The organism is uncultured Maribacter sp., assembly GCF_947496775.1.
Lineage (GTDB): Bacteria > Bacteroidota > Bacteroidia > Flavobacteriales > Flavobacteriaceae > Maribacter_B.
In genome coordinates this window covers 54430-75312 of sequence record NZ_CANMDU010000004.1, presented here as the reverse complement: position 1 = coordinate 75312, position 20883 = coordinate 54430, and the positions used below count along the sequence as shown (strand labels likewise).

Below are 20883 nucleotides of genomic sequence, written 5' to 3'. Positions count from 1 at the left end.
CATCAAATGAAAAATATAAAATATATACTTTTAGCTTCAGTAATAATCTTTTTTGTCTCTTGTAATGATATAGAAGATGTAGACTTAAATACTATAGAAGAAGTTGCGGAACTTCCTGAACTTACTGCAGGTACTGCAGATTTTTCTAATTATGTTGCTTTGGGAGCTTCTTTTACTGCTGGCTTTACAGACAATACTTTATTTAGAGCTGCTCAGGAAAATTCATTACCTAATATATTATCTCAAAAATTTGCATTAGTTGGTGGAGGAAACTTTATACAACCATTAACTAGCGATAATTTAGGAGGTCTTGCAGTGGGTGGAAATAGATTGCCAGGCTTCAATCCGAGGCTTGTTTTTGGAGGGGAAGGTCCAGTTGGGCTAGAATCTTTAATTGGACCGGTTGCAGTGACTACGGATATTGTTTTAAACAATCCTTCAGGCCCTTTTAATAATATGGGGGTACCAGGAGCTAAGAGTTTTCATCTTTTGGCTCCGGGATATGGAAATATTGAAGGTTTATCATTAGACCCACCTTTGGCTAATCCCTTTTTTGTGAGAATGGCATCTAGCCCTGGAACTACAGTTTTAGCAGATGCTATGGCGCAATCACCTAGTTTCTTTTCTTTATGGATAGGAAATAATGATATATTAGGATATGCTACAACAGGCGGTGATGGTTCAAATCCTATAACACCAGTATCTGGTGCTCCAGGATTTGGTTTCGATGGTACTTATGGCGCTTTAATCGCTTCGCTTACAGAGGGAGGGACTAAAGGTGTTGTGGCTAATATCCCAAATGTTACAAGTATACCACATTTTACTACTGTACCATATAATCCATTAGATCCTACAAATGATTCTTTTGGGCCGTTAATTCCAACATTAAACGGAATTTTTAGTCAGATAAATGAAGTGTTTACTTTTTTAGAAAGTCAAGGTGTACCAAATGCCACTGACCGCCAAATTGTTTTTTCAGAAACGGCAGCTAGCGCAGTTGTGATTAATGATGAAAGTTTAACAAATTTATCTACTCAAATTGCTGGGGTATTAAAAATGAGCCCAACATTTCCTTTATTTGTTCAATCTTTTGGATTACCAGCTGCAGCTTCTGATAATGTAGCTGATTTATTAGGTTTAGTTTATGGGCAAGCAAGACAAGCAAATGCAGATGATTTATTGGTGCTTCCAAGTTCTTCAATTATAGGGACTATTAATGAGGATTTTGCTGCATTTTTAGTATCACAAAATTTACCGTCAGCTTTAGCTGGTCAATTTGCGGTTGAGGGTATATCTTTACCTTTAGAAGATAAATGGGTTCTTTTGCCAAGCGAGCAAGAAGAAATTGCTACTGCAACAGTGGCATTTAATGCTATTATTGAAGGAGCTGCCAATCAAGCAGGTTTAGCTTTTGTAGACGCTAACAAATTACTCAATCAATTGGCAGATGAAGGAATTACTAGTGGAGAATTTACATTAACATCTAACTTAGTAACAGGTAGTGCTTTTTCTCTTGATGGAGTACATCCAACGGCACGGGGGTATGCGTTACTTGCAAATGAATTTATGAGAGCTATAGATGCTACTTACGGCTCTAATTTTGAGGCATCAGGAAATTTTGTTAATGTAGGAGATTACCCAACTAATTACTCTCCAACACTACAGTAATAAATAATAAATAGGAAATAAAAAAGGGCAATAGAAATATTGCTCTTTTTTTATGTTTAAAAAAGAATATAAAGTAGTTTTCATTTTAGATTGAAAAACATATCTTTGCAGCCTGAAAAACGAAGGATTTTAAGTCCGAATAAACATAAACACGTAGATAATGTCTAAAGTTACAGGTAAAGTTTCCCAAATAATTGGGCCAGTGGTTGATGTAGAATTTCAATCCGGAGCAGACCTTCCGAAAATTTACGATTCATTGGAAATCACTAATAAAGATAATTCTAAACTAGTTTTAGAGGTACAATCTCATGTTGGTGAGAATACAGTAAGAACCATTTCTATGGATTCTACAGATGGTCTTAGTAGAGGTACAGAAGTACTAGCTACAGGTAGTGCCATTCAAATGCCAATAGGTGATGACGTTTACGGACGTTTATTCAATGTAATTGGAGATGCAATTGATGGATTAGGAGATTTACCTAAAGCAGGTAATGATGGTCTTCCTATTCACAGAGATGCACCAAAATTTGAGGATTTATCTACTTCTACGGAAGTTTTATTTACTGGAATTAAAGTAATAGATCTTATTGAGCCTTATGCAAAAGGTGGTAAAATTGGTTTATTTGGTGGAGCCGGTGTTGGTAAAACTGTATTAATTCAAGAATTAATTAACAATATTGCTAAAGGGCATGGTGGTTTATCTGTTTTTGCAGGAGTAGGAGAACGTACTCGTGAAGGAAACGATTTATTACGTGAGATGTTAGAGTCTGGTATTATTAAATATGGAGATGACTTTTTACACTCTATGGAAGATGGTGGATGGGATTTATCTAAAGTAGATAAATCTGCAATGAAAGATTCTAAGGCAACTTTTGTATTCGGACAAATGAATGAGCCACCTGGTGCACGTGCACGTGTTGCATTATCAGGACTAACAATAGCTGAATACTTCCGTGATGGAGCAGGAGAAGGACAAGGGAAAGATGTACTTTTCTTTGTAGATAATATTTTCCGTTTTACGCAAGCAGGTTCAGAGGTATCGGCTTTATTAGGTCGTATGCCTTCTGCGGTAGGATACCAACCTACTTTAGCAACCGAAATGGGTGCTATGCAAGAACGTATTACTTCAACAAAAAGAGGTTCTATTACTTCTGTACAAGCTGTATATGTACCAGCGGATGATTTAACGGATCCGGCACCAGCAACAACATTTGCTCACTTAGATGCAACAACGGTATTATCTCGTAAGATTGCCGAGCTAGGAATTTACCCTGCGGTAGATCCATTAGATTCTACTTCTAGAATCTTAACAGCTGAGATTTTAGGGAAAGATCATTATGGTTGTGCTCAAAGAGTAAAAGAGTTATTACAGCGTTATAAAGAATTACAAGATATTATTGCCATATTAGGTATGGAAGAATTATCTGAAGAAGATAAATTAGCTGTAGGTAGAGCAAGGCGTGTACAACGTTTCTTATCTCAGCCTTTCCATGTAGCGGAACAATTTACTGGTATACCAGGTGTTTTAGTAGATATTAAAGAAACTATTAAAGGGTTTAATATGATTATGGATGGTGAGTTAGATCACCTACCGGAATCTGCATTTAACCTTAAAGGTACTATCGAAGAGGCTATTGAAGCTGGAGAGAAAATGTTAGCCGAGGCATAAATAGTTGACAGTTAATAGTGTTTTTGGTTTGTCGAAAATGCTATCAATCATCAACCAATAACTAAAAAGAAATGTATTTAGAAATTGTATCGCCAGAAGCAACTTTATTTGCCGGAGAAGTAACTTCAGTTACGGTTCCAGGTATTAATGGAGAGTTTGAAATGTTAAAAGATCACGCACCTATTGTTTCTTTATTACAGGGAGGTAATGTTAAGGTAGATGGTAATATAACTATCCAAGAGGAATACCAAAGTAAATTCTCTAAAGATGACAAAGGGAGAACTATTTTGCCAATTATTAGTGGTACAATAGAAATGAAGGATAATAAAGTTATTGTATTAGCGGATTAATCTTCAACTATAATATTTAAAAGAGCCATACAAGTTTTGTATGGCTCTTTTGTTTTCTAGGAGAGTTGCTTAACTGTTTCTTAAAATAAGTAATTTCCAATCTTGCCCTAAAGAGTTATAGGTTTTAAGATGTTTAAATCCAACAGACGTATGAGCATTAAGTGAGCGTAAGTTTTTGGAATCTACCTCCGTAATTATAGAATGATACTCGTTTAGAACGTCTTCCTTCATTTTTTTGTACAAATTTCTAAAAACACCTTTACCACGAAATTCTTTGTCAATACAAATTTGACCCATTACCATAAAGTTTTTTGGCTTAGGAATTAGAGAGTTTATTTCTACGAACATTGGTTTTAAAAGGGAAATATCATCAGAAAATGATGGATGCATGCATAAAGCGTAGCCAATTACTTTATGTTTTGATTTAGCAATAGTATGGGGACACACCTTATTCATTTCTTGGAGAATTTTTAAAGTATGTGAGACAGAAACAAAACCTTGCTGTTGTCTTACTTCCTCAGTTAGGTTGGCATGTAAGTTTTCGCTTTGTAATGCAATTATTTGCTGTAATTCTTTTATAGTAGAAGCTTTATGGTACGTAACATTCATAGAGATAAAAATAGTACTTTTAAAAAAATAGTTTTAAGGTTTTTTTTATTCATTTAATAACATTTGAAAAGCAACCTTTGCCTTATTGTAGTACCTTAAATAAAAATAATAGTTCTGAATGAAGATTTTTTTGATTGTTTGCGCTTTTTTGATTTCTATACCTTTGCTTTCTCAGGAAGAAAAAGTACATAAAAATCAACTATCGTTTAATTTAAGTTATGCGTTTTTAGGAAGTCCGGAGCTTAATTATGAGAGAACACTAAATAAATATTTTTCCTTTGGGGTGGGAGGTGTTAAATATAATAGTCCTCATCAGAAGCTTAATTTAGAAACTATTGAAGGGTATAGTAACTACAAGGTAAATTATGAGGTTAATCCTTATGTACGTTTTTACATAAACGGAACACAAAATAGAAGTCACTTTTTAGAAATTTTTGGCAGCTATAATATAGGAGAAGCGGATAGTGGTATAAATAGAAAAAATAATGCTTTAGGATATGGTATATATGAATATGGCATGCAAGAGATTAAAAACATAGGCCTAGGTACTGGTTACGGATATCGTTTTTTAACATTTCAGAAAAGAATGTCTATAGAAGCGCAAATTAGTATACGAACAAATTTTATAGACGTTTTGTTTTTTGATGTAGGTTTGGTTAGAACAGGTGTAAAAGTTGGATACAGATTTTAAAAAGAAATAATGAAAAAAGTAATCATAGGGTTTTCGATGTTGTTTTTAGCAGTTTTAGGTATGCAATGCTCACCACCAGACGATGATGTATACTGGAATAATGTAGAAGTGGAAATAAAAGATGCCATAAAAGTAGAGAACAAGGCAAATTATATAGTTGGTGATACACTATTTTTTGAACTTAATTTTAGTAGATATCTAGAAGAAGAGGGGTATTCTAATCTTTTGGATATATATGAGACATCCGGTGTAGATGAGTTTACCTATAGTTTTGGACTACTTAAGTATTCTGCTTTTTCGGATATCTACGAAGGGGTAAATATTGACGATCAATATATAATTGCCGAGAAGGGGTTGATTGGTGATTATAGCCAGCCATCTGCAATTTTAAATAGTAATAAGGATACTTACGAATCCAGAATAGGAATTATTCTAAAAGAGGAAGGGGAGTATCAGTTAGACTTTGATTATATGTACATTTCAAGTGCATATAACACAGATAAGCCTAGAGTAGGATTAAACCATATCATATCCGAAGCAAACCCGTTACTTTTAAATTTTACAGTATCAAAATAAAATACTTATAATATCTCTATTTTAGAACTGTTACATGACAAGAAAAGATAGTAAATTTGAGGCATGTGTAATTTCCCCTCTAACTTAGGCACCAAATTAAAAAAGAGAGAGCTAGAAGATGCTCTTAGAAGTTTGCCAAGCAATGGTAATTTGGTTGATTTTTCTTCGAACGATTATTTAGGTTTTGCTACCAATGATACTTTGTATGCAAATACCTTTCAATTGTTATTAAATAAAGGTATTTCTCAAAATGGAGCTACAGGTTCCAGACTTATTTCTGGTAATCATAATTTGTATAAAGATTTAGAATACGATTTAAGTACTTTTTTTAAGGTAGAAAGTGCATTAGTATTTAACTCAGGATACGACGCTAATTTGGGTTTTTTTAGTGCTGTTCCGCAAAGGGAAGATATTATTTTGTTTGATGAATTTATACATGCCAGTATACGTGATGGTATTTTATTAAGTAATGCTAAAAAGTATAAGTATAAACATAATGACTTAATAGATTTAGAAGAAAAATTATCTCAAGCTCTTTCTAAAGAATTTACAGGTGAAGTATATGTGGTAACAGAATCTATCTTTTCCATGGATGGTGACTCTCCCGATATAGATGCTTTATTAAGTTTTACAAAGAAAAACAAATGCCATTTAGTAATAGATGAGGCTCATGCTATTGGAGTTTTTGGTAAAAATGGAGAAGGTCTTGTGCAACAACATAAGGCGTGTAAAGATGTTTTTGCTCGTATAGTTACATTTGGAAAAGCTATGGGTTGTCATGGAGCGGCAGTTTTAGGAAGTGAAAAATTAAAAGAATATCTAGTAAATTTTTCTCGTAGTTTTATTTATACAACAGGCTTGCCTCCTCATTCCGTTGGAACAATTACGGCAGCTTTTAAGTTTATTGTAGAAAGCGAAGGAGTAGAAGCAAGAAAACGCCTATTAGAAAACGTTGTACATTTTAAAAAAAAGGCGAAAGACTTAAAAATACAAGCCTTATTCTTACCGAGCAATTCTGCCATTCAATGTTGTCTTATTCCGGGGAATGAAAATGTAAAAAAAGTGGCGGGAAAAATACAAGACAAAGGCTTTAATGTAAAAGCAATTTTATCTCCGACAGTTCCGGAAGGAGAAGAAAGACTGCGATTTTGTTTGCATGCTCAGAACTCTAAAGAAGAAATTGGTTTGGTGTTGCAAATCCTGAGTGGTTGTTTAAAATAATATGGAAGATAAATTTTATATTTTGGGGTCTTTTGAGTTTGCAGCTGATGTGCAAATTATTAAGGGGAAATTGGAATCCGAAGGAATACCTGTTTTTTTAAGAGATGAAAATACACTAAACTCCGACCCAATAATTAGCAATGCCATTGGTGGTGTAAAACTACAAGTATATGCTAAGGATAAGGATAGGGCTCAAGAAATTTACGACGATATACGTGCTTATGCATTAGATACTAATGGAGATGCAATAAAATGCCCAAATTGTAAAGCAGAAAAATCCGAGGTATACTATTCCAGAAAAAGTTTATTTTATAAGCTGTTTCCTTTTTTTGAAAAAAGAAAATACAAATGCCTTCAATGCGGCATGATAACTAAACCAGAATAAATGCAAAAAATATTTGTTACCGGAATATCTACTGAAGTAGGTAAAACGGTGGCTTCAGCTATAATAGTAGAAGCGTTACAGGCAGATTATTGGAAGCCAGTGCAAGCAGGAGAATTGGAGTATTCCGATAGTCATAAAATAATAGAGTTTATATCTAATAGTAAGACGAAAATATTTCCAAACAGTTATGCTCTAAAAACCCCTATGAGTCCACATGCCGCGGCGGAAATTGATGGTTTGGTAATAAACTTAGAAAATATTGTTACTCCAGAAACAGATAATCATTTGGTTATAGAAGGTGCAGGTGGTTTGTTAGTTCCTTTAAATGATAAAGACACGATATTCGATATTATTAATCCGGAGTACAAAGTGGTGGTGGTGTCTCGGCACTATTTAGGGAGTATAAATCATACTTTACTTACTGTTTCGGCATTACAACAAAAAGGATTTAATGTTGCCATACTTTTTAGTGGAGACGAACATCCTACCACAGAAGATATTATTGCCCAAAAAACTGGGGCTACTATTATAGGGAGAATCAACGAAGAAAAAGAATTTAACAAAGAAGTAATTCAAAAATATGCTAATTTGTTTAGAGAAAATTTAAGGACTATTTAATAGAATATAAAAGTAGTCTATTGTGTCTTCCTAATAAGAAAAATACATTTCTGTTTTTTATTTGTGATTTATTTGTGATTAGCATGGATATTACGGTTTTATGAGCTAAGCGGTAAACGATTATTTCCCATCTTTGCAGAATAGATATAATGCCAAATGAATTTTGAAAGAGGATAGTTAAAGTAATTCTTTTGATTTTTGTTAGGTGTAAGCTTAATTATTAAATGTAATGGCAGAAAAAAATCTATCTCAAAGAGACAAAAAACATTTGTGGCATCCGTTAACGCAGCACAAATTGCATTCTAATATGTTAGGTATAGTAAAGGCTAAAGGGGCTTTGCTGTATGATGAGGATAGTAAAGAATATATAGACGGAATAGCTTCTTGGTATACCTGCATGTATGGCCATTGTAATGATTATATAGTACATAAGACTTACGAGCAAATGCAGACATTGGACCAAGTAGTGTTTAGTGGTTTTACTCATGAGCCAGCTGTACTTTTGTCGGAAGCTCTTATGAAGATTCTACCAGAGAATCAAGAAAAAATATTCTTCTCAGATAATGGTTCCACTTCCAATGAAATTGCTATTAAAATGGCCTTGCAATATCATTTTAACCTTGGGAATAAAAGGAATGTAATGCTCGCTTTCGAAGATGGTTTTCATGGAGATACTTTTGGGGCTATGTCTGTTTCAGGGCTTTCTGTTTATAATGGCCCATTCGAAGATTTTTTTATTGAAGTAGAGCGTATTCCTGTCCCTACAGAAGAAAATATAGATAGTATAATAAGAAACTTGCTTACTAGATTAAAAAAGGCCGATATAGCTGGGTTCATTTATGAGCCCTTAGTACAAGGGGCAGCCGCCATGAAAATGCATGACGGTGATGGTTTGAGTAAGATATTAACTGTGCTAAAGCAGCATAATGTAATTACAATTGCTGATGAGGTAATGACAGGTTTTGGGAAAACTGGAAAAAATTTCGCCTCGGATTACATTCCTGTAAAACCAGATGTTTTATGCATGTCTAAAGCGCTAACCGCTGGTTTAGTACCTATGGCAATTACAAGTTGTACGCAAAAGATTTACGATGCTTTTTATAGTGATGAAATTTCTAAAGGATTATTTCACGGACATACCTATACAGCAAATCCAATTGCCTGTACCGCTGCTTTAGCAGGAATAGAATTACTGCAATCTAAAGAAATGCAGCAAAATATAGAGCGTATAGTTCTATCTCATCAAAAATTTAATGAAGAAATAAAGAACCATCCTAAGGTGGCAACGACAAGACAATGTGGCGTTATTTTTGCTCTAGATTTAAATGTAAAAATGGAGCGTTATGGTAATTTAAGGGACAAGTTATTCCATTATTTTATGGATAATGGAGTATTTTTGCGACCACTAGGAAACACTATTTATATTTTGGCTCCTTATGTTGTATCTAAAGAGCAGATGCAGAAAATATATAACACTATTAAAGGTGTTTTAGAAATTATTTAATATTTGATTAAACCTATATCCATAACCGCTATTACTTCTATTTCTCCCTTGGGAGATTCTATGGAGAAAGTATGGGGTAATTATAAAAACCCTAATCATTTTTTTGCCAAAAAAGTCTTTGGTTCTAATGAGGAATGGGTATCTTCTTTATCGGAAGAGAGTAGAGCGCGGGTAAGGACTTTAAAGGAATCTGACAATAAGTATAAAAATTTAGATAATACAGTTCTATATGCATTATTAGCTTCTAGAGATGCAATGGAAATGGCAGAATGGAAGTCCAAGGATAATTTTGGTATAAATATGGGTTCGTCTCGTGGCGCAACGGCATTGTTCGAGAAATATCATGAAGATTTTATTACCGAAAATACAGCATCTACTTTAAGTTCGCCTACTACTACTTTAGGAAATATTTCTTCTTGGATAGCACATGATTTGCAAACACAGGGACCAGAAATATCGCACTCTATTACGTGTTCTACGGCACTTCATTCTTTGCTTAACGGTGTGGCTTGGATACAAAGTGGGATGGCGAATAAATTTATGGTTGGGGGTAGTGAAGCGCCATTAACACCTTTCACTTTAGCCCAAATAAAAGCTTTAAAAATATATTCTAATAATGAAGGAGAATATCCCTGTCAAGCTTTAAATTTAGAAAAGAACCGGAATTCCATGATTTTGGGAGAAGGCGCTTCTGTAGCTTGTTTAGAAAAGGGAATTACAGAAAATGCACTTGCAGTTGTAACGGGAGTTGGTTATGCTACTGAGATACTACAACATAACATTTCTATTTCTTCAGATGCGGAATGTTTTCAGCGTTCTATGCGTATGGCTTTGGGCGATACAAACCCTGATGAGGTAGATGTAATTGTGATGCATTCTCCTGGGACTATTAAAGGGGACGTATCGGAAATAAGGGCAATAGAAAAAGTTTTTTGTAACAAAGTACCATGTTTAACTACTAATAAATGGAAAATAGGACATACTTTTGGTGCTTCAGGAGCTTTGAGTTTAGAGTTTGCTGTACTAATGCTTACAAATCAGGAGTTTATTAGTGTTCCATTTATAGAAAGTAGTCGTTTATCAAAAATTAATAAAATAATGGTCAATGCCGTTGGTTTTGGTGGCAATGCGGTTTCTGTTTTACTTTCTAAATAAGAGAGATTTTTCTTATCGTTTTTCAAAAAATGTTCTATATTAGAATTGCTAACCTAAATATTAAAATTTATGGAAGAATGGTTTGTTGCGTTATCCCTTTTTGAGAAAATTTATTGGTCTATTGCCGGGGTGTCCTCTGTTATTTTTATCATATTAGTAATACTTACATTGGTAGGTGGCGATACAGATGGGATGGATGGTGATTTAGATGCAGATATTGATGGTGATACGGGAATAGGATTTCAATTTTTATCTTTTAAAAACTTAATGGGTTTCTTTACCATTTTTGGGTGGTCTGGAATATCTTGTTTAGATGCTGGTCTGTCTAAATCACTTACAATAACGATATCTATTCTTTGTGGTTTATTAATGATGTTTGCCATGGCTTCTATATTTTACTACTTAGGAAAGCTACAAAGTAGTGGAACTTTAAAATTAAATAATGCTTTAAATCAGATAGGAGAAGTGTATTTAACAATAGGAAATAAAAGATCAAAAATTGGTAAAGTAAGTATTACAGTGCAGGGTACTTTAAGAGAGTTAGAGGCTTTAACCGAAGAAGATAAAGATTTAGTCCAAGGAGATGTAGTTAAAGTAAAAGAAGTTACCAATAACGGAATATTAATTGTTGAATTATTAAATAAATAACCTTATGCTATTAGTACCATTACAATTAGGAGGCAGCGCATCATTACTTACTTTAGGTTTTGCTGTTCTTTTCTTTTTTATCATTATTATTTCATTTATACGCAGATATAAGCGTTGCCCGTCCGATAGAATTCTAGTCGTCTATGGAAAGGTAGGCGGAGGTAATTCGGCAAAATGTGTTCATGGTGGAGCAGCTTTTATTTGGCCCGTTATTCAGGATTACGAATTTTTAGATTTAACACCTATATCTATAGAAGTGAACTTAATAAATGCCCTAAGTAAGCAAAATATTAGAGTAAATGTGCCTTCTAGATTTACAATTGGGGTTTCTACAGAACCTGGAATTATGCAAAATGCAGCGGAACGTTTGTTAGGCTTAAATCAAGATAATATACAAGAGTTAGCTCAGGAGATAATTTTTGGTCAATTGCGTTTGGTTGTTGCTTCTATGGATATAGAAGAAATAAATTCTGATAGAGACAAGTTTTTAACCAATATATCTAAAAGTGTAGAATCGGAACTTAAGAAAGTTGGTCTTAAATTAATCAACGTAAATATTACAGATATTGTAGATGAGTCTGGTTATATTGAAGCACTTGGTAAAGAAGCGGCTGCACATGCTATAAACGCTGCGCGTAAATCTGTAGCAGAAAAAACTAGAGATGGTTCTATTGGTGAGGCTAATGCCGTACAAGATGAAAGAACACAAGTGGCAGAATTAAATGCTAAAGCGAAAATTGGAGAAGCAAATGCGATGCAAACAGAAAGAACTCAGGTGGCAGCTGCAAATGCTGAGGCAAAAATTGGTGAGGCAAATGCAAATCAGAATGAGAGGGTACAAACTGCTAGTGCTGTAGCCTTAGCAAAAATAGGGGAAGCAGAAGCTTTAAAAAATGAAAGAATTAAAACTTCTGAAGCTAATGCAAAAGCTATTGATGGAGAGAATACCGCTAAAATTTCTATAGCAGAGTCTGATGCTTTAAGAAGAGAAAAAGAAGCTGAAGCTGAAAAAAGAGCAATTGCTTCAGAAAAAGTGCAGGCAGCTAAAGCTTTAGAAGAAGCATATGCAGCTGAGCAATTGGCAGAATCTGCTAGAGCAGAAAGAGAGAGAAGCTCGCAATTAGCTGATATAATTGTTCCAGCTGAAATTGATAAACGAAAAGTTGAGATTGATGCAGAAGCAGAAGCAGAAAACCTTAGAAGAATAGCAAAAGGTGAAGCAGATGCTATTTTATTTAAAGCACAGGCAGAAGCAAAAGGTTTGTATGAAGTATTAACCAAACAAGCTGCTGGTTTAGATGAAATTGTTAAGGCCGCAGGAGATAATCCTAAAGATGCCGTTCTACTTTTAGTTGCAGATAAATTACCAGAATTGGTGAAAACGCAAGCAGAAGCAATTAAAAACATTAAAATAGATAAAGTTACTGTATGGGATTCTGGAGCAAAAACTGCAGACGGAAAAGGATCTACTGCTAATTTTATTTCTGGAATGTACAAATCTGTTCCTCCATTGCAAGAAATGTTTAACATGGCTGGCATGCAATTACCAGAATATTTAAAAGGAAAAGATGTCGTTGATGCAACTGTTGCAGTAGAAGAACAGTCGAGCAAAAAAGAATCGGAAAAAGAAGATTCTAAAGAATAGTATAAAAGCTATTTATATGTATATAATTACCTAGTTGATTTAGAAATCGGCTAGGTTTTTTAGTTAAGATAAAATTATTGTTTAAAAAATAAGCTTGGTTCTATGAGAAATATCAGTAAAATAGAATACGAATCGTAGTAATTTTGCCTCTTAAATAGTACAATAAAGGCTAGAGATTATTTGCATTTGGCCATTTATAACCAAGGAAATGTATTTTTAACATTGGAATACATTATTTTTGTAAAGTTAAATATAGCTGTTATGAGTGAAGTAAGACATAATTGGACAAAAGAAGAAGTTTTAGAAATATATAATAAACCGTTAATGGAATTGTTATATGATGCTGCTACTATTCATCGTAAGAAGCATAATCCTAATGAAATTCAAGTTTCTACTTTACTATCTATAAAAACAGGTGGATGTTCCGAAGATTGTGGGTATTGTCCACAGGCTGCAAGATATCATACGGATATTGATGGGAACGATTTAATGTCAGTACCCCAAGTAAAGGCACAAGCACTTAGAGCAAAATCATCAGGTAGTTCTAGAGTGTGTATGGGTGCAGCTTGGCGTAATGTAAAAGACGGACCTGAGTTTGATCAGGTGTTAGAGATGGTTCGTACCATAAATAAATTAGATATGGAGGTTTGCTGTACCCTAGGTATGGTAACAGAAAACCAAGCAAAACGTTTGTCAGAAGCAGGTTTGTATGCTTATAATCATAATTTAGATACCTCTGAAGATTATTATAAAGATGTAATTTCTACCAGAGCTTTTGAAGATCGTTTAGAGACGATAGAGAACGTTCGTAAAACAAACGTTACGGTATGTAGTGGTGGTATTATTGGTATGGGAGAAAAGTTGGAAGATAGAGCAGGAATGCTAGTAGCGCTTTCATCCTTAAATCCGCAACCAGAATCTACCCCTATTAATGCTTTAGTAGCCGTAGAAGGAACACCTATGGAAGATATTAAGCCTGTAGAAATATGGGAAATGATACGTATGGTTGCTACCACAAGGATTGTATTGCCACAGACACAAGTAAGACTTTCTGCAGGACGTACCCAAATGAGTAGAGAAGGGCAAGCAATGTGCTTTTTTGCGGGGGCAAATTCTATATTTGCGGGAGATAAATTATTGACAACCCCAAATCCTGATGTAAACGAGGATATGGCTATGTTTGAGCTTTTAGGCTTAAACCCTCAAAAACCATTTAAGAAGTCTTCGCAACCAAAAACTGTTGAAGCTGAGGACTCTAAAATTACAGCTTTAGGAGAAAAACCAAAATGGTCTAGACCAGATCATAAAATAGAAAGAAACGAAGCAGCAAAAGCAAAAGCAAAGGTTTAATTAAATAAGTTCCTGCAATTTTTGGTAGACTAAATGGCTTTCCCATCCGCGGTAAAGTAGATAGTCTGCGAGCTTTTTTTTTCTTTTTTTTTGGTTGGTCTCATTAATTTGCATTAACCTTTTTTTGGCTAAGGTGTCTAGGGTTTCTAAGTAGGTATTCTCTTCTATTTCTTTTAAAGCAATAGTAATGTTGTATTTTGTTATTTGTCGTTGTTTTAGCTCGTTAACAATGCGATTTTTACCCCATTTTTTAATACGGAACTTCCCTCTAGCAAAACTTTTAGCAAAGCGTTCTTCGTTAAGATAATTCTCTTGAATAAGATGTCCGATGATTTGATTGGTAGCTTCTGGAATCATGCCCATACTATATAATTTAACTTCTACTTCTTTATGGCAACGGTCTTGGTAAGCACAATAACTTTCTAATTTTTTTTTGGCTTCTGCGAGAGTATAAAATTTAGTACTGTTGTTCATGTATTGTAGAGTAAAAAAAGCTAAAAATGTTAAAAATTAGTCTTACATTGTTAGATGTCTATAAAGGTAGAATTTTTATATATAATTTATGTTTAAGATTGTTTTTAATAAACATTTAAGAGGCCTTCTTACTATAGTTATTTTTTATGTAACTAGTAATATTCAATCTCAAACTTTCGAACGCGTCGAAAGCATAGCGGGTTTTGAGCTTTTAAGCAAGAATAACGGTGCAGCCGTAGCAGATTATGATGGAGATTTAGATTTAGACATTTTTGTAGTAGCAAGTGATGAGGATGAGGCAGGTAATTCAAGTACCTTGAGTAAACTTTATAGAAACAATAATGATGGAACTTTTACTGATGTTACTACTGGGGCTGGACTAAGTAATGTACTAGTGTTTGAACGAACGGGCGAATTTTTTGTAGGTTTAAAAGGGTTTAAATTTGGTGCTTCTTGGGGAGATTATAATAATGATGGTTTTCCAGATTTATTTTTGACACACCTAAACATAGTACAGCTTTTTAGAAACCAGGGTAATGGAACTTTTACTGAAGTTACTAATGAGTCTGGTATTACGTTTAATAATGGGTGTAATAATACTGGAGCAACATGGGTTGATTATGATAACGACGGGTTTTTGGACTTGTTCATTGCGGATTGGAATAAGTGCGAAGGAAATACCCTTTATAAAAACAATGGAGATGAAACTTTTACTAACGTCACAAATGTTACTGGTATAGCCACGCTCCCTAGCTTAGAAAGCTTTACATTGTCTCCTTTTGATTTTAATAATGATGGTTGGCAAGATTTTTATATAGCTAATGACCTTGATCAAGGTAATAGATTATTCATTAACAATGGAGGGGTTAATTTTTCGGAACAAGCTAGTACTTATAACTTAGATAGCATGCTAGATAATATGGGTATAGCTATTGGAGATGTAAATAACGATGGTAATTTTGATTTTTTTACTACCGGTATTAGCGAGAATCATTTTTTTGTAAATCAAGGTGCTAATAACTTTATTGAACAAGCTAGTGTTTTTGGTGTAGGAGACACTGATTGGGCATGGGGAACCACATTTGGGGATTTTGATTTGGATGGAGACGAAGATTTAATGATTGTAAACGGATTTGTAAATACAGGACCACAACCTAATTTTTATTTTAAGAACCTTTTAAAAGAAAATGGAACTAGCTTTCGAGATTTTTCTTCGGAATTGGGTTTAAACGAAAATAGTATTAGCGTTGAGGTGATAGATTTTGATTTTGATTTGGATGGAGATTTAGATCTTTTTATAACCAATTCAGACCGAGAGGCTTTCTTTTATGAAAATAAAATAGCGGAAAATAATGTATCCAATTTAAAGTGGTTTCAATTACAACTTCAAGGAACTACATCAAATAGAGATGCATTGGGTACGAAAGTAACTGTAGTTACAGATGAGGGTAGCATAGTTAGATATTATAATGGGGTTGGTTTTTTATCTCAAAGCTTAAAGCCTCTTCATTTTGGTTTAAATGAAAGTAGTATAATTAATGAGTTAATTATTGATTGGCCTTCAGGTTTGGTAGAACGACATCAAAATATTGAAGTCAATAGGTTTGTAAGAGCAACAGAAGGACAAGGTTTGGAAGTCTTAAATATTTCTCCAAGTGTAAAACTAACAGGTTGTACCGATCCTAATGCATGTAATTATAATCCCTTAGCAGTAAGTAGTGATGGTAGCTGTGAGTATTACGCATCTGAGAATAATGTAGCTGGATCCGCATCATCTGGTTTTAATGCACTGGAGACTTATACATTTAGTTCGGATGCAAATGTGAAGGCAAATTGGCAGGTCGAAGGAGGGGAACTTATAAGTGGGCAAGGAACTAATGCCATTACTGTAAAATGGGGTTTAGGTGCAGTTGGTAGAGTAATAGCTATAGAACAGTCCAATATATGTGCTAGCGAGCCTAGAGAATTAAACGTAAATCTTTCTATTTCTAATATTTCTATGAATGTATCCGTAGCAAGAATTTGGAATGAAGCATTACTTGCTGCTATTAGAAACGATTTTGCTAGACCCACAGTACATGCCAGAAATTTGTTTCATACTTCAGTTGCTCTATATGACAGTTGGGCAATTTACGATGAAATGGCTCGACCTTATTTGGTGGGCAATACGGTTAATGAATTTAGTAGTGATTTAGAAATATTTGAATCTGTTGAAGAAAAAAATGAAGCCCAGGAAAAAGCAATGAGTTATGCTGCCTATCGTGTACTTAGTCATAGGTTTAAAAACTCACCAAATAAGGAAGAAAGCTTAGCACTATTTGATTTTGTGATGAATGATTTGGGATATGATATTAATAACACTAGTACAGAATATACCTCAGGAGAAGCAGCGGCTTTAGGAAATTATGTAGCGGAAGTAATTATTGACTACGGAAATACCGATGGGTCGCGAGAAGCAACTGCCTATGATAATGCATTTTATCAACCTGTAAATATGCCTTTGACGTTAAGTGTCTCTGAAGAAAATAATACTATTACGGATGCAAACCGTTGGCAACCTTTATCTTTTAACGCATTTATTGATCAAAGTGGAAACTTAATTCGGGGAGAAACTCCAGAATTTTTAAGTCCAGAATGGGGGCAAATACATTCCTTTGCATTATCTGATGATGATAAAACGATTTTCAATAGAAATGGTAATAATTATACGGTGTATCATGATCCGGGGGCACCTCCATTATTAGACACCCAAAATGCAACTGCATCAAGTGATTTGTACAAATGGAATTTCTCTTTAGTATCTATTTGGAGTTCTCATTTAGATCCAACAGATGGTGTTTTATGGGATATATCGCCCAAGAGTATAGGTAACATAGATATTAGTATGTTTCCTAGCTCTTTTGATGAATATCCTAATTTTTATAAAGAAATTGATGGTGGTGACGCTAGTACAGGTCGTTCAGTGAACCCAAAAACAGGAGAGACTTATGAAGAGCAAATTGTACCTAGAGCAGATTACGCTAGAGTACTTGCAGAGTTTTGGGCAGACGGTCCAGATTCTGAAACACCACCGGGACATTGGTTCACGATACTTAATTATGTAAATGACCATGAGTTATTTGAGCGTAAATTTAACGGACAGGGAGAGGAATTAAATCCTTTAGAATGGGATGTTAAAGCTTATTTTATTTTAGCTGGAGCCATGCACGATGCAGCAATAACCGCATGGGGTATTAAAGGATGGTATGATTATATAAGGCCAATTTCGGCGATTAGGTATATGAGTTCCTTAGGGCAAAGCACGGATCAAAATTTACCCAATTACCACGTGGGCGGGATACCTTTAAAAGAAGGTTATATAGAAGTGGTAGAAGTAGGAGACGAATTAAGTGGTTCTAATAACGAAAACGTTGGTGAAATAAAAGTTTTTGCCTGGCGTGGACATAATTTTATAGATAATATTAGCTCAGATGTTGCTGGTGTAGGTTGGATTTTAGCTAAAAACTGGTTTCCTTACCAAAGGCCCTCTTTTGTAACTCCGCCATTTGCAGGGTATTTATCGGGTCATTCTACCTATTCTAGAGCTGCAGCCGAAGTAATGACCTTAATTACGGGAGACGAATATTTCCCTGGAGGATTGGGGGAATTTGTAGCAAAGAAAGATGAGTTTTTGGTATTTGAAAACGGACCTTCGGTTGATGTAACCTTACAATGGGCTACATACAGAGATGCTTCTGATCAAACAAGTTTGTCTCGTATTTGGGGTGGAATACACCCTCCGGCTGATGATATTTTGGGAAGAATAATAGGAGAAAAAGTGGGAGTGGATGCCTATCATTTTGCAGTGCCTTATTTTTCTGGAAAAAGCCCGATAAACCCAACAAATACAAAAGAGTATATTCTATATCCTAACCCAATAATTAATGATGAAATTAATATAATAAATACAGAGGCAACAGACAACTTTGTATTGTTTGACGCTATAGGACGTAAAATTATAATTAGAGATAAATTTTTTAATGAATCTTCAAGCGTAACTACACTTCTGCTTCCAAAATTGGCGACTGGTTTATACATTTTAAAGGTGAATAAAGAGGGCTTTTTAATTGCGAAGAATAATTAATATTGAGTTTTTTGTATAAAAAAAGCGACCCACATTGCTGAAGGTCGCTTAAATTTTAAATAGCCATTATGACTTAATATATGGTTTTGCCGTCTTTATTTTTAAAACGGTACTCTAAATACGTATACGCATCTCGAGGTTGTATTTTAATCCATCTTTTGTGTTCTAAAAACCACTTAGAACGTATTGATGGGAACCCTTGTGTAAGGTATGCTGCTATAAAAGGATGAATGTTTAGTGTTATACTACTTCCTTTTGCAGGGCCTTTCAGGAGTTTCTCTAATGCAAAATTTATTTTGTCTATTAAAACTATTGGAGCTTCAACTTGCTTACCAGAACGGTTAGGGTCTTCTTCTGTGGTTTTAATATTCATTTCTGGGCGCACCCTTTGTCTTGTAATTTGGATTAAGCCAAATTTACTTGGAGGTAAAATTTTATGTTTAGCACGATCATCTTTCATTTCATCTCTAAGATGATCAAAGAGTTTTTTTCGATGAGGTGCTTTGACCATATCAATAAAATCTACTACAATAATACCGCCCATATCGCGCAAGCGTAATTGTCTTGCAATTTCGGATGCTGCTAAAAGATTTACTTCTAAGGCTGTATCTTCTTGATTTTTTGCCTTGTTAGAACGATTACCACTATTAACATCTACAACATGTAGTGCCTCCGTGTGTTCTATAATTAAATAAGCTCCTTTACTCATAGAAGCAGTTCGGCCAAAAGATGTTTTTATTTGTCTTTCAATGCCAAATTTTTCAAAAATAGGAACAGGAGAAACATGTTGCTTAACTATAGATTCTTTAGCAGGTGCAATCTCTTGAACGTAATCTTTTATTTGGTTATAAAGCGTTTTGTCATCTACAAATACTCCCGTAAATGAGTCATTAAATACATCTCTTAATATAGAAGAGGCTCTATTGAGTTCAACTAAAACTTTAGAGGGGGTAGGCGCTTTATGTAATTTTGTACACATTGCTGACCATTTGCTCAGCAAGTTTTCTAAATCTTTGTCTAATTCTGCTACTTTTTTTCCTTCGGCAACTGTACGAATAATTACGCCAAATCCTTTAGGTTTAATACTGCGTACTAACCTTTTAAGTCTGTCTTTTTCTTCTGAACTCGCAATTTTCTGAGAAACAGATACACGGTCAGAGAAAGGAACCATTACTAAATAGCGTCCAGCAATTGATAGTTCTGAGCTTATTCTTGGTCCTTTAGTGGATATGGGTTCTTTTACAATTTGCACTAATATTGATTGATTGGCTTTTATAACATCAGCTATAGCTCCATTTTTATCAATATCTTTTTCGGCTGGAAAATTCTTTAAGGAAAAATCTTGAAGTTTCCCTGTACTTACTTGTTTAGTGAATTTCAACATAGAAGATAGTTGCGGTCCAAGATCATGATAATGCAAAAAGGCATCTTTTTCATAACCTACATTTACGAATGCAGCATTTAGACCAGTAACGGGTTTTCTAATTTTGGCAATAAAAATATCGCCTACAGAGAAATCGTTTTTTTCTTCTTCTTTATGTAATTCAGTAAGTTTTCCATCCTTTAGTAAGGCAAAGTCAACGGAATCAGAGCTTGATCTTACGATTAATTCTCTATTCACCTGAATTTGTTTATATCAGTCTGTTTACTAAAAACAGATAGATGGTTTGTATTATACCAGAAACAGGCCATACATAGCCCGCCGAAGTTACTTTTAACTTCTATGCCAATGAACGTTACTAAAAAGAAAAAGTAGTTTAAAACTACTTTTTCTTGTGTCTGTTAGCTCTCCTACGCTTCTTGCGTTTGTGGGTAGCTACCTTATGTCTCTTTCTTTTCTTACCGCTCGGCATAAAATTCTACTTTTAAGATTATTTTTTTATTTAACTTGTACGTTGCTCTTAACACCTTCAACAAAAACCTTTGCAGGTTTAAATGCAGGAATATTATGAGCTGGTATTTTTATCGTTGTATTCTTGGAAATGTTTCTACCAGTTTTTTCAGCTCTTGTTTTAATAATAAAACTTCCAAAACCTCTTAAGTAAACATTATCTCCACTTTCCAAAGAAGTCTTTACTTCTTCCATGAAAGATTCAACTGTTGCCTGTACATCTCCTTTTTCAATTCCCAGTTTATCTGAGATTTTCGATACAATTTCCGCTTTCGTCATCTTGAATTTTAGATTTTCTGTATGTTT

At 34.4% G+C, this 20883-nt stretch carries 18 protein-coding genes; 14 read left to right on the top strand and 4 right to left on the bottom strand.

Going from position 1 to position 20883, the window contains the following annotated elements; genetic code table 11:
• Window positions 1–6 precede the first annotated feature (6 nt).
• The 3 genes from Q0856_RS08470 to Q0856_RS08460 all read left to right on the top strand — a co-directional run bounded on the left by Q0856_RS08470 (window position 7) and on the right by Q0856_RS08460 (window position 3687).
• On the top strand, window positions 7–1668 hold the full coding sequence (locus Q0856_RS08470; protein ID WP_298504140.1) for a G-D-S-L family lipolytic protein: 1662 nt from the start codon (window positions 7–9) through the stop codon (window positions 1666–1668).
• Between the two features lie 160 nt (window positions 1669–1828).
• Window positions 1829–3337, top strand: coding sequence for a F0F1 ATP synthase subunit beta (atpD, locus tag Q0856_RS08465; RefSeq protein WP_298478974.1), 1509 nt, complete (start codon window positions 1829–1831; stop codon window positions 3335–3337).
• 71 nt (window positions 3338–3408) lie between these two features.
• The gene (locus tag Q0856_RS08460) at window positions 3409–3687 is read left to right on the top strand and encodes a F0F1 ATP synthase subunit epsilon (RefSeq protein ID WP_298478977.1); all 279 of its coding nucleotides are present in this window, start codon (window positions 3409–3411) and stop codon (window positions 3685–3687) included.
• A gap of 69 nt (window positions 3688–3756) precedes the next feature.
• Here the strand turns inward: Q0856_RS08460 and Q0856_RS08455 are convergent, their stop codons facing one another.
• Window positions 3757–4296 (bottom strand): GNAT family N-acetyltransferase, encoded by a 540-nt coding sequence (locus Q0856_RS08455; protein ID WP_298504138.1) that lies wholly within the window; start codon window positions 4294–4296, stop codon window positions 3757–3759.
• Window positions 4297–4414: 118 nt separating this feature from the next.
• Here Q0856_RS08455 and Q0856_RS08450 point away from each other — a divergent pair, with 118 nt between their 5' ends.
• The 10 genes from Q0856_RS08450 (at window position 4415) to bioB (ending at window position 14089) form a co-directional block, all read left to right on the top strand.
• Window positions 4415–4987, top strand: coding sequence for a hypothetical protein (locus tag Q0856_RS08450; RefSeq protein WP_298504136.1), 573 nt, complete (start codon window positions 4415–4417; stop codon window positions 4985–4987).
• Window positions 4988–4996: 9 nt separating this feature from the next.
• Window positions 4997–5563: a hypothetical protein gene (locus Q0856_RS08445; protein WP_298478985.1), complete on the top strand. Its 567-nt coding sequence runs from the start codon at window positions 4997–4999 to the stop codon at window positions 5561–5563.
• Window positions 5564–5626: 63 nt separating this feature from the next.
• A complete protein-coding gene (locus tag Q0856_RS08440; protein WP_298504134.1) occupies window positions 5627–6784 on the top strand; it encodes a pyridoxal phosphate-dependent aminotransferase family protein in 1158 nt (385 codons plus the stop codon).
• A 1-nt stretch (window position 6785) separates the two neighbouring features.
• On the top strand, window positions 6786–7169 hold the full coding sequence (locus Q0856_RS08435; RefSeq protein ID WP_298478991.1) for a DUF2007 domain-containing protein: 384 nt from the start codon (window positions 6786–6788) through the stop codon (window positions 7167–7169).
• Entirely contained in the window at window positions 7170–7787 is a 618-nt protein-coding gene (bioD, locus tag Q0856_RS08430) for a dethiobiotin synthase (protein WP_298478994.1), read from the top strand. It begins immediately after the preceding gene.
• Between the two features lie 229 nt (window positions 7788–8016).
• Entirely contained in the window at window positions 8017–9291 is a 1275-nt protein-coding gene (bioA, locus tag Q0856_RS08425; protein ID WP_298504132.1) for an adenosylmethionine--8-amino-7-oxononanoate transaminase, read from the top strand.
• 3 nt (window positions 9292–9294) lie between these two features.
• Window positions 9295–10446, top strand: a complete 1152-nt coding sequence (locus Q0856_RS08420; RefSeq protein WP_298504130.1) for a beta-ketoacyl synthase N-terminal-like domain-containing protein — start codon at window positions 9295–9297, stop codon at window positions 10444–10446.
• Between the two features lie 69 nt (window positions 10447–10515).
• The gene (locus Q0856_RS08415) at window positions 10516–11094 is read left to right on the top strand and encodes a hypothetical protein (RefSeq protein ID WP_298479003.1); all 579 of its coding nucleotides are present in this window, start codon (window positions 10516–10518) and stop codon (window positions 11092–11094) included.
• Window positions 11095–11098: 4 nt separating this feature from the next.
• Window positions 11099–12739 carry a flotillin family protein gene (locus Q0856_RS08410; RefSeq protein ID WP_298504128.1) on the top strand — a complete coding sequence of 547 codons (1641 nt, stop codon included), beginning with the start codon at window positions 11099–11101 and terminating at the stop codon, window positions 12737–12739.
• 261 nt (window positions 12740–13000) lie between these two features.
• A complete protein-coding gene (gene bioB / locus Q0856_RS08405; RefSeq protein WP_298504126.1) occupies window positions 13001–14089 on the top strand; it encodes a biotin synthase BioB in 1089 nt (362 codons plus the stop codon).
• Here the strand turns inward: bioB and Q0856_RS08400 are convergent, their stop codons facing one another.
• Window positions 14090–14563 (bottom strand): regulatory protein RecX, encoded by a 474-nt coding sequence (locus tag Q0856_RS08400; RefSeq protein ID WP_298479012.1) that lies wholly within the window; start codon window positions 14561–14563, stop codon window positions 14090–14092.
• 88 nt (window positions 14564–14651) lie between these two features.
• On the opposite strand from Q0856_RS08400, the gene Q0856_RS08395 reads away from it, so the two are divergent.
• Window positions 14652–18686, top strand: coding sequence for an FG-GAP-like repeat-containing protein (locus tag Q0856_RS08395; protein ID WP_298504123.1), 4035 nt, complete (start codon window positions 14652–14654; stop codon window positions 18684–18686).
• A gap of 73 nt (window positions 18687–18759) precedes the next feature.
• On the opposite strand, the gene Q0856_RS08390 is transcribed toward Q0856_RS08395, so the two are convergent.
• Both Q0856_RS08390 and Q0856_RS08385 read right to left on the bottom strand, forming a co-directional pair.
• Window positions 18760–20307, bottom strand: a complete 1548-nt coding sequence (locus Q0856_RS08390; protein ID WP_298479021.1) for an Rne/Rng family ribonuclease — start codon at window positions 20305–20307, stop codon at window positions 18760–18762.
• 258 nt (window positions 20308–20565) lie between these two features.
• A complete protein-coding gene (locus Q0856_RS08385) occupies window positions 20566–20856 on the bottom strand; it encodes an HU family DNA-binding protein (RefSeq protein ID WP_013306152.1) in 291 nt (96 codons plus the stop codon).
• Window positions 20857–20883: the final 27 nt, after the last annotated feature.

Bases quoted from the DNA above. Each gene is read 5' to 3' on its own strand.
- Q0856_RS08470 (WP_298504140.1), top strand. From the start codon at position 7: ATGAAAAATATAAAATATATACTTTTAGCTTCAGTAATAATCTTTTTT.
- atpD (WP_298478974.1), top strand. From the start codon at position 1,829: ATGTCTAAAGTTACAGGTAAAGTTTCCCAAATAATTGGGCCAGTGGTT.
- Q0856_RS08460 (WP_298478977.1), top strand. From the start codon at position 3,409: ATGTATTTAGAAATTGTATCGCCAGAAGCAACTTTATTTGCCGGAGAA.
- Q0856_RS08455 (WP_298504138.1), bottom strand. From the start codon at position 4,296: ATGAATGTTACGTACCATAAAGCTTCTACTATAAAAGAATTACAGCAA.
- Q0856_RS08450 (WP_298504136.1), top strand. From the start codon at position 4,415: ATGAAGATTTTTTTGATTGTTTGCGCTTTTTTGATTTCTATACCTTTG.
- Q0856_RS08445 (WP_298478985.1), top strand. From the start codon at position 4,997: ATGAAAAAAGTAATCATAGGGTTTTCGATGTTGTTTTTAGCAGTTTTA.
- Q0856_RS08440 (WP_298504134.1), top strand. From the start codon at position 5,627: ATGTGTAATTTCCCCTCTAACTTAGGCACCAAATTAAAAAAGAGAGAG.
- Q0856_RS08435 (WP_298478991.1), top strand. From the start codon at position 6,786: ATGGAAGATAAATTTTATATTTTGGGGTCTTTTGAGTTTGCAGCTGAT.
- bioD (WP_298478994.1), top strand. From the start codon at position 7,170: ATGCAAAAAATATTTGTTACCGGAATATCTACTGAAGTAGGTAAAACG.
- bioA (WP_298504132.1), top strand. From the start codon at position 8,017: ATGGCAGAAAAAAATCTATCTCAAAGAGACAAAAAACATTTGTGGCAT.
- Q0856_RS08415 (WP_298479003.1), top strand. From the start codon at position 10,516: ATGGAAGAATGGTTTGTTGCGTTATCCCTTTTTGAGAAAATTTATTGG.
- Q0856_RS08410 (WP_298504128.1), top strand. From the start codon at position 11,099: ATGCTATTAGTACCATTACAATTAGGAGGCAGCGCATCATTACTTACT.
- bioB (WP_298504126.1), top strand. From the start codon at position 13,001: ATGAGTGAAGTAAGACATAATTGGACAAAAGAAGAAGTTTTAGAAATA.
- Q0856_RS08400 (WP_298479012.1), bottom strand. From the start codon at position 14,563: ATGAACAACAGTACTAAATTTTATACTCTCGCAGAAGCCAAAAAAAAA.
- Q0856_RS08395 (WP_298504123.1), top strand. From the start codon at position 14,652: ATGTTTAAGATTGTTTTTAATAAACATTTAAGAGGCCTTCTTACTATA.
- Q0856_RS08385 (WP_013306152.1), bottom strand. From the start codon at position 20,856: ATGACGAAAGCGGAAATTGTATCGAAAATCTCAGATAAACTGGGAATT.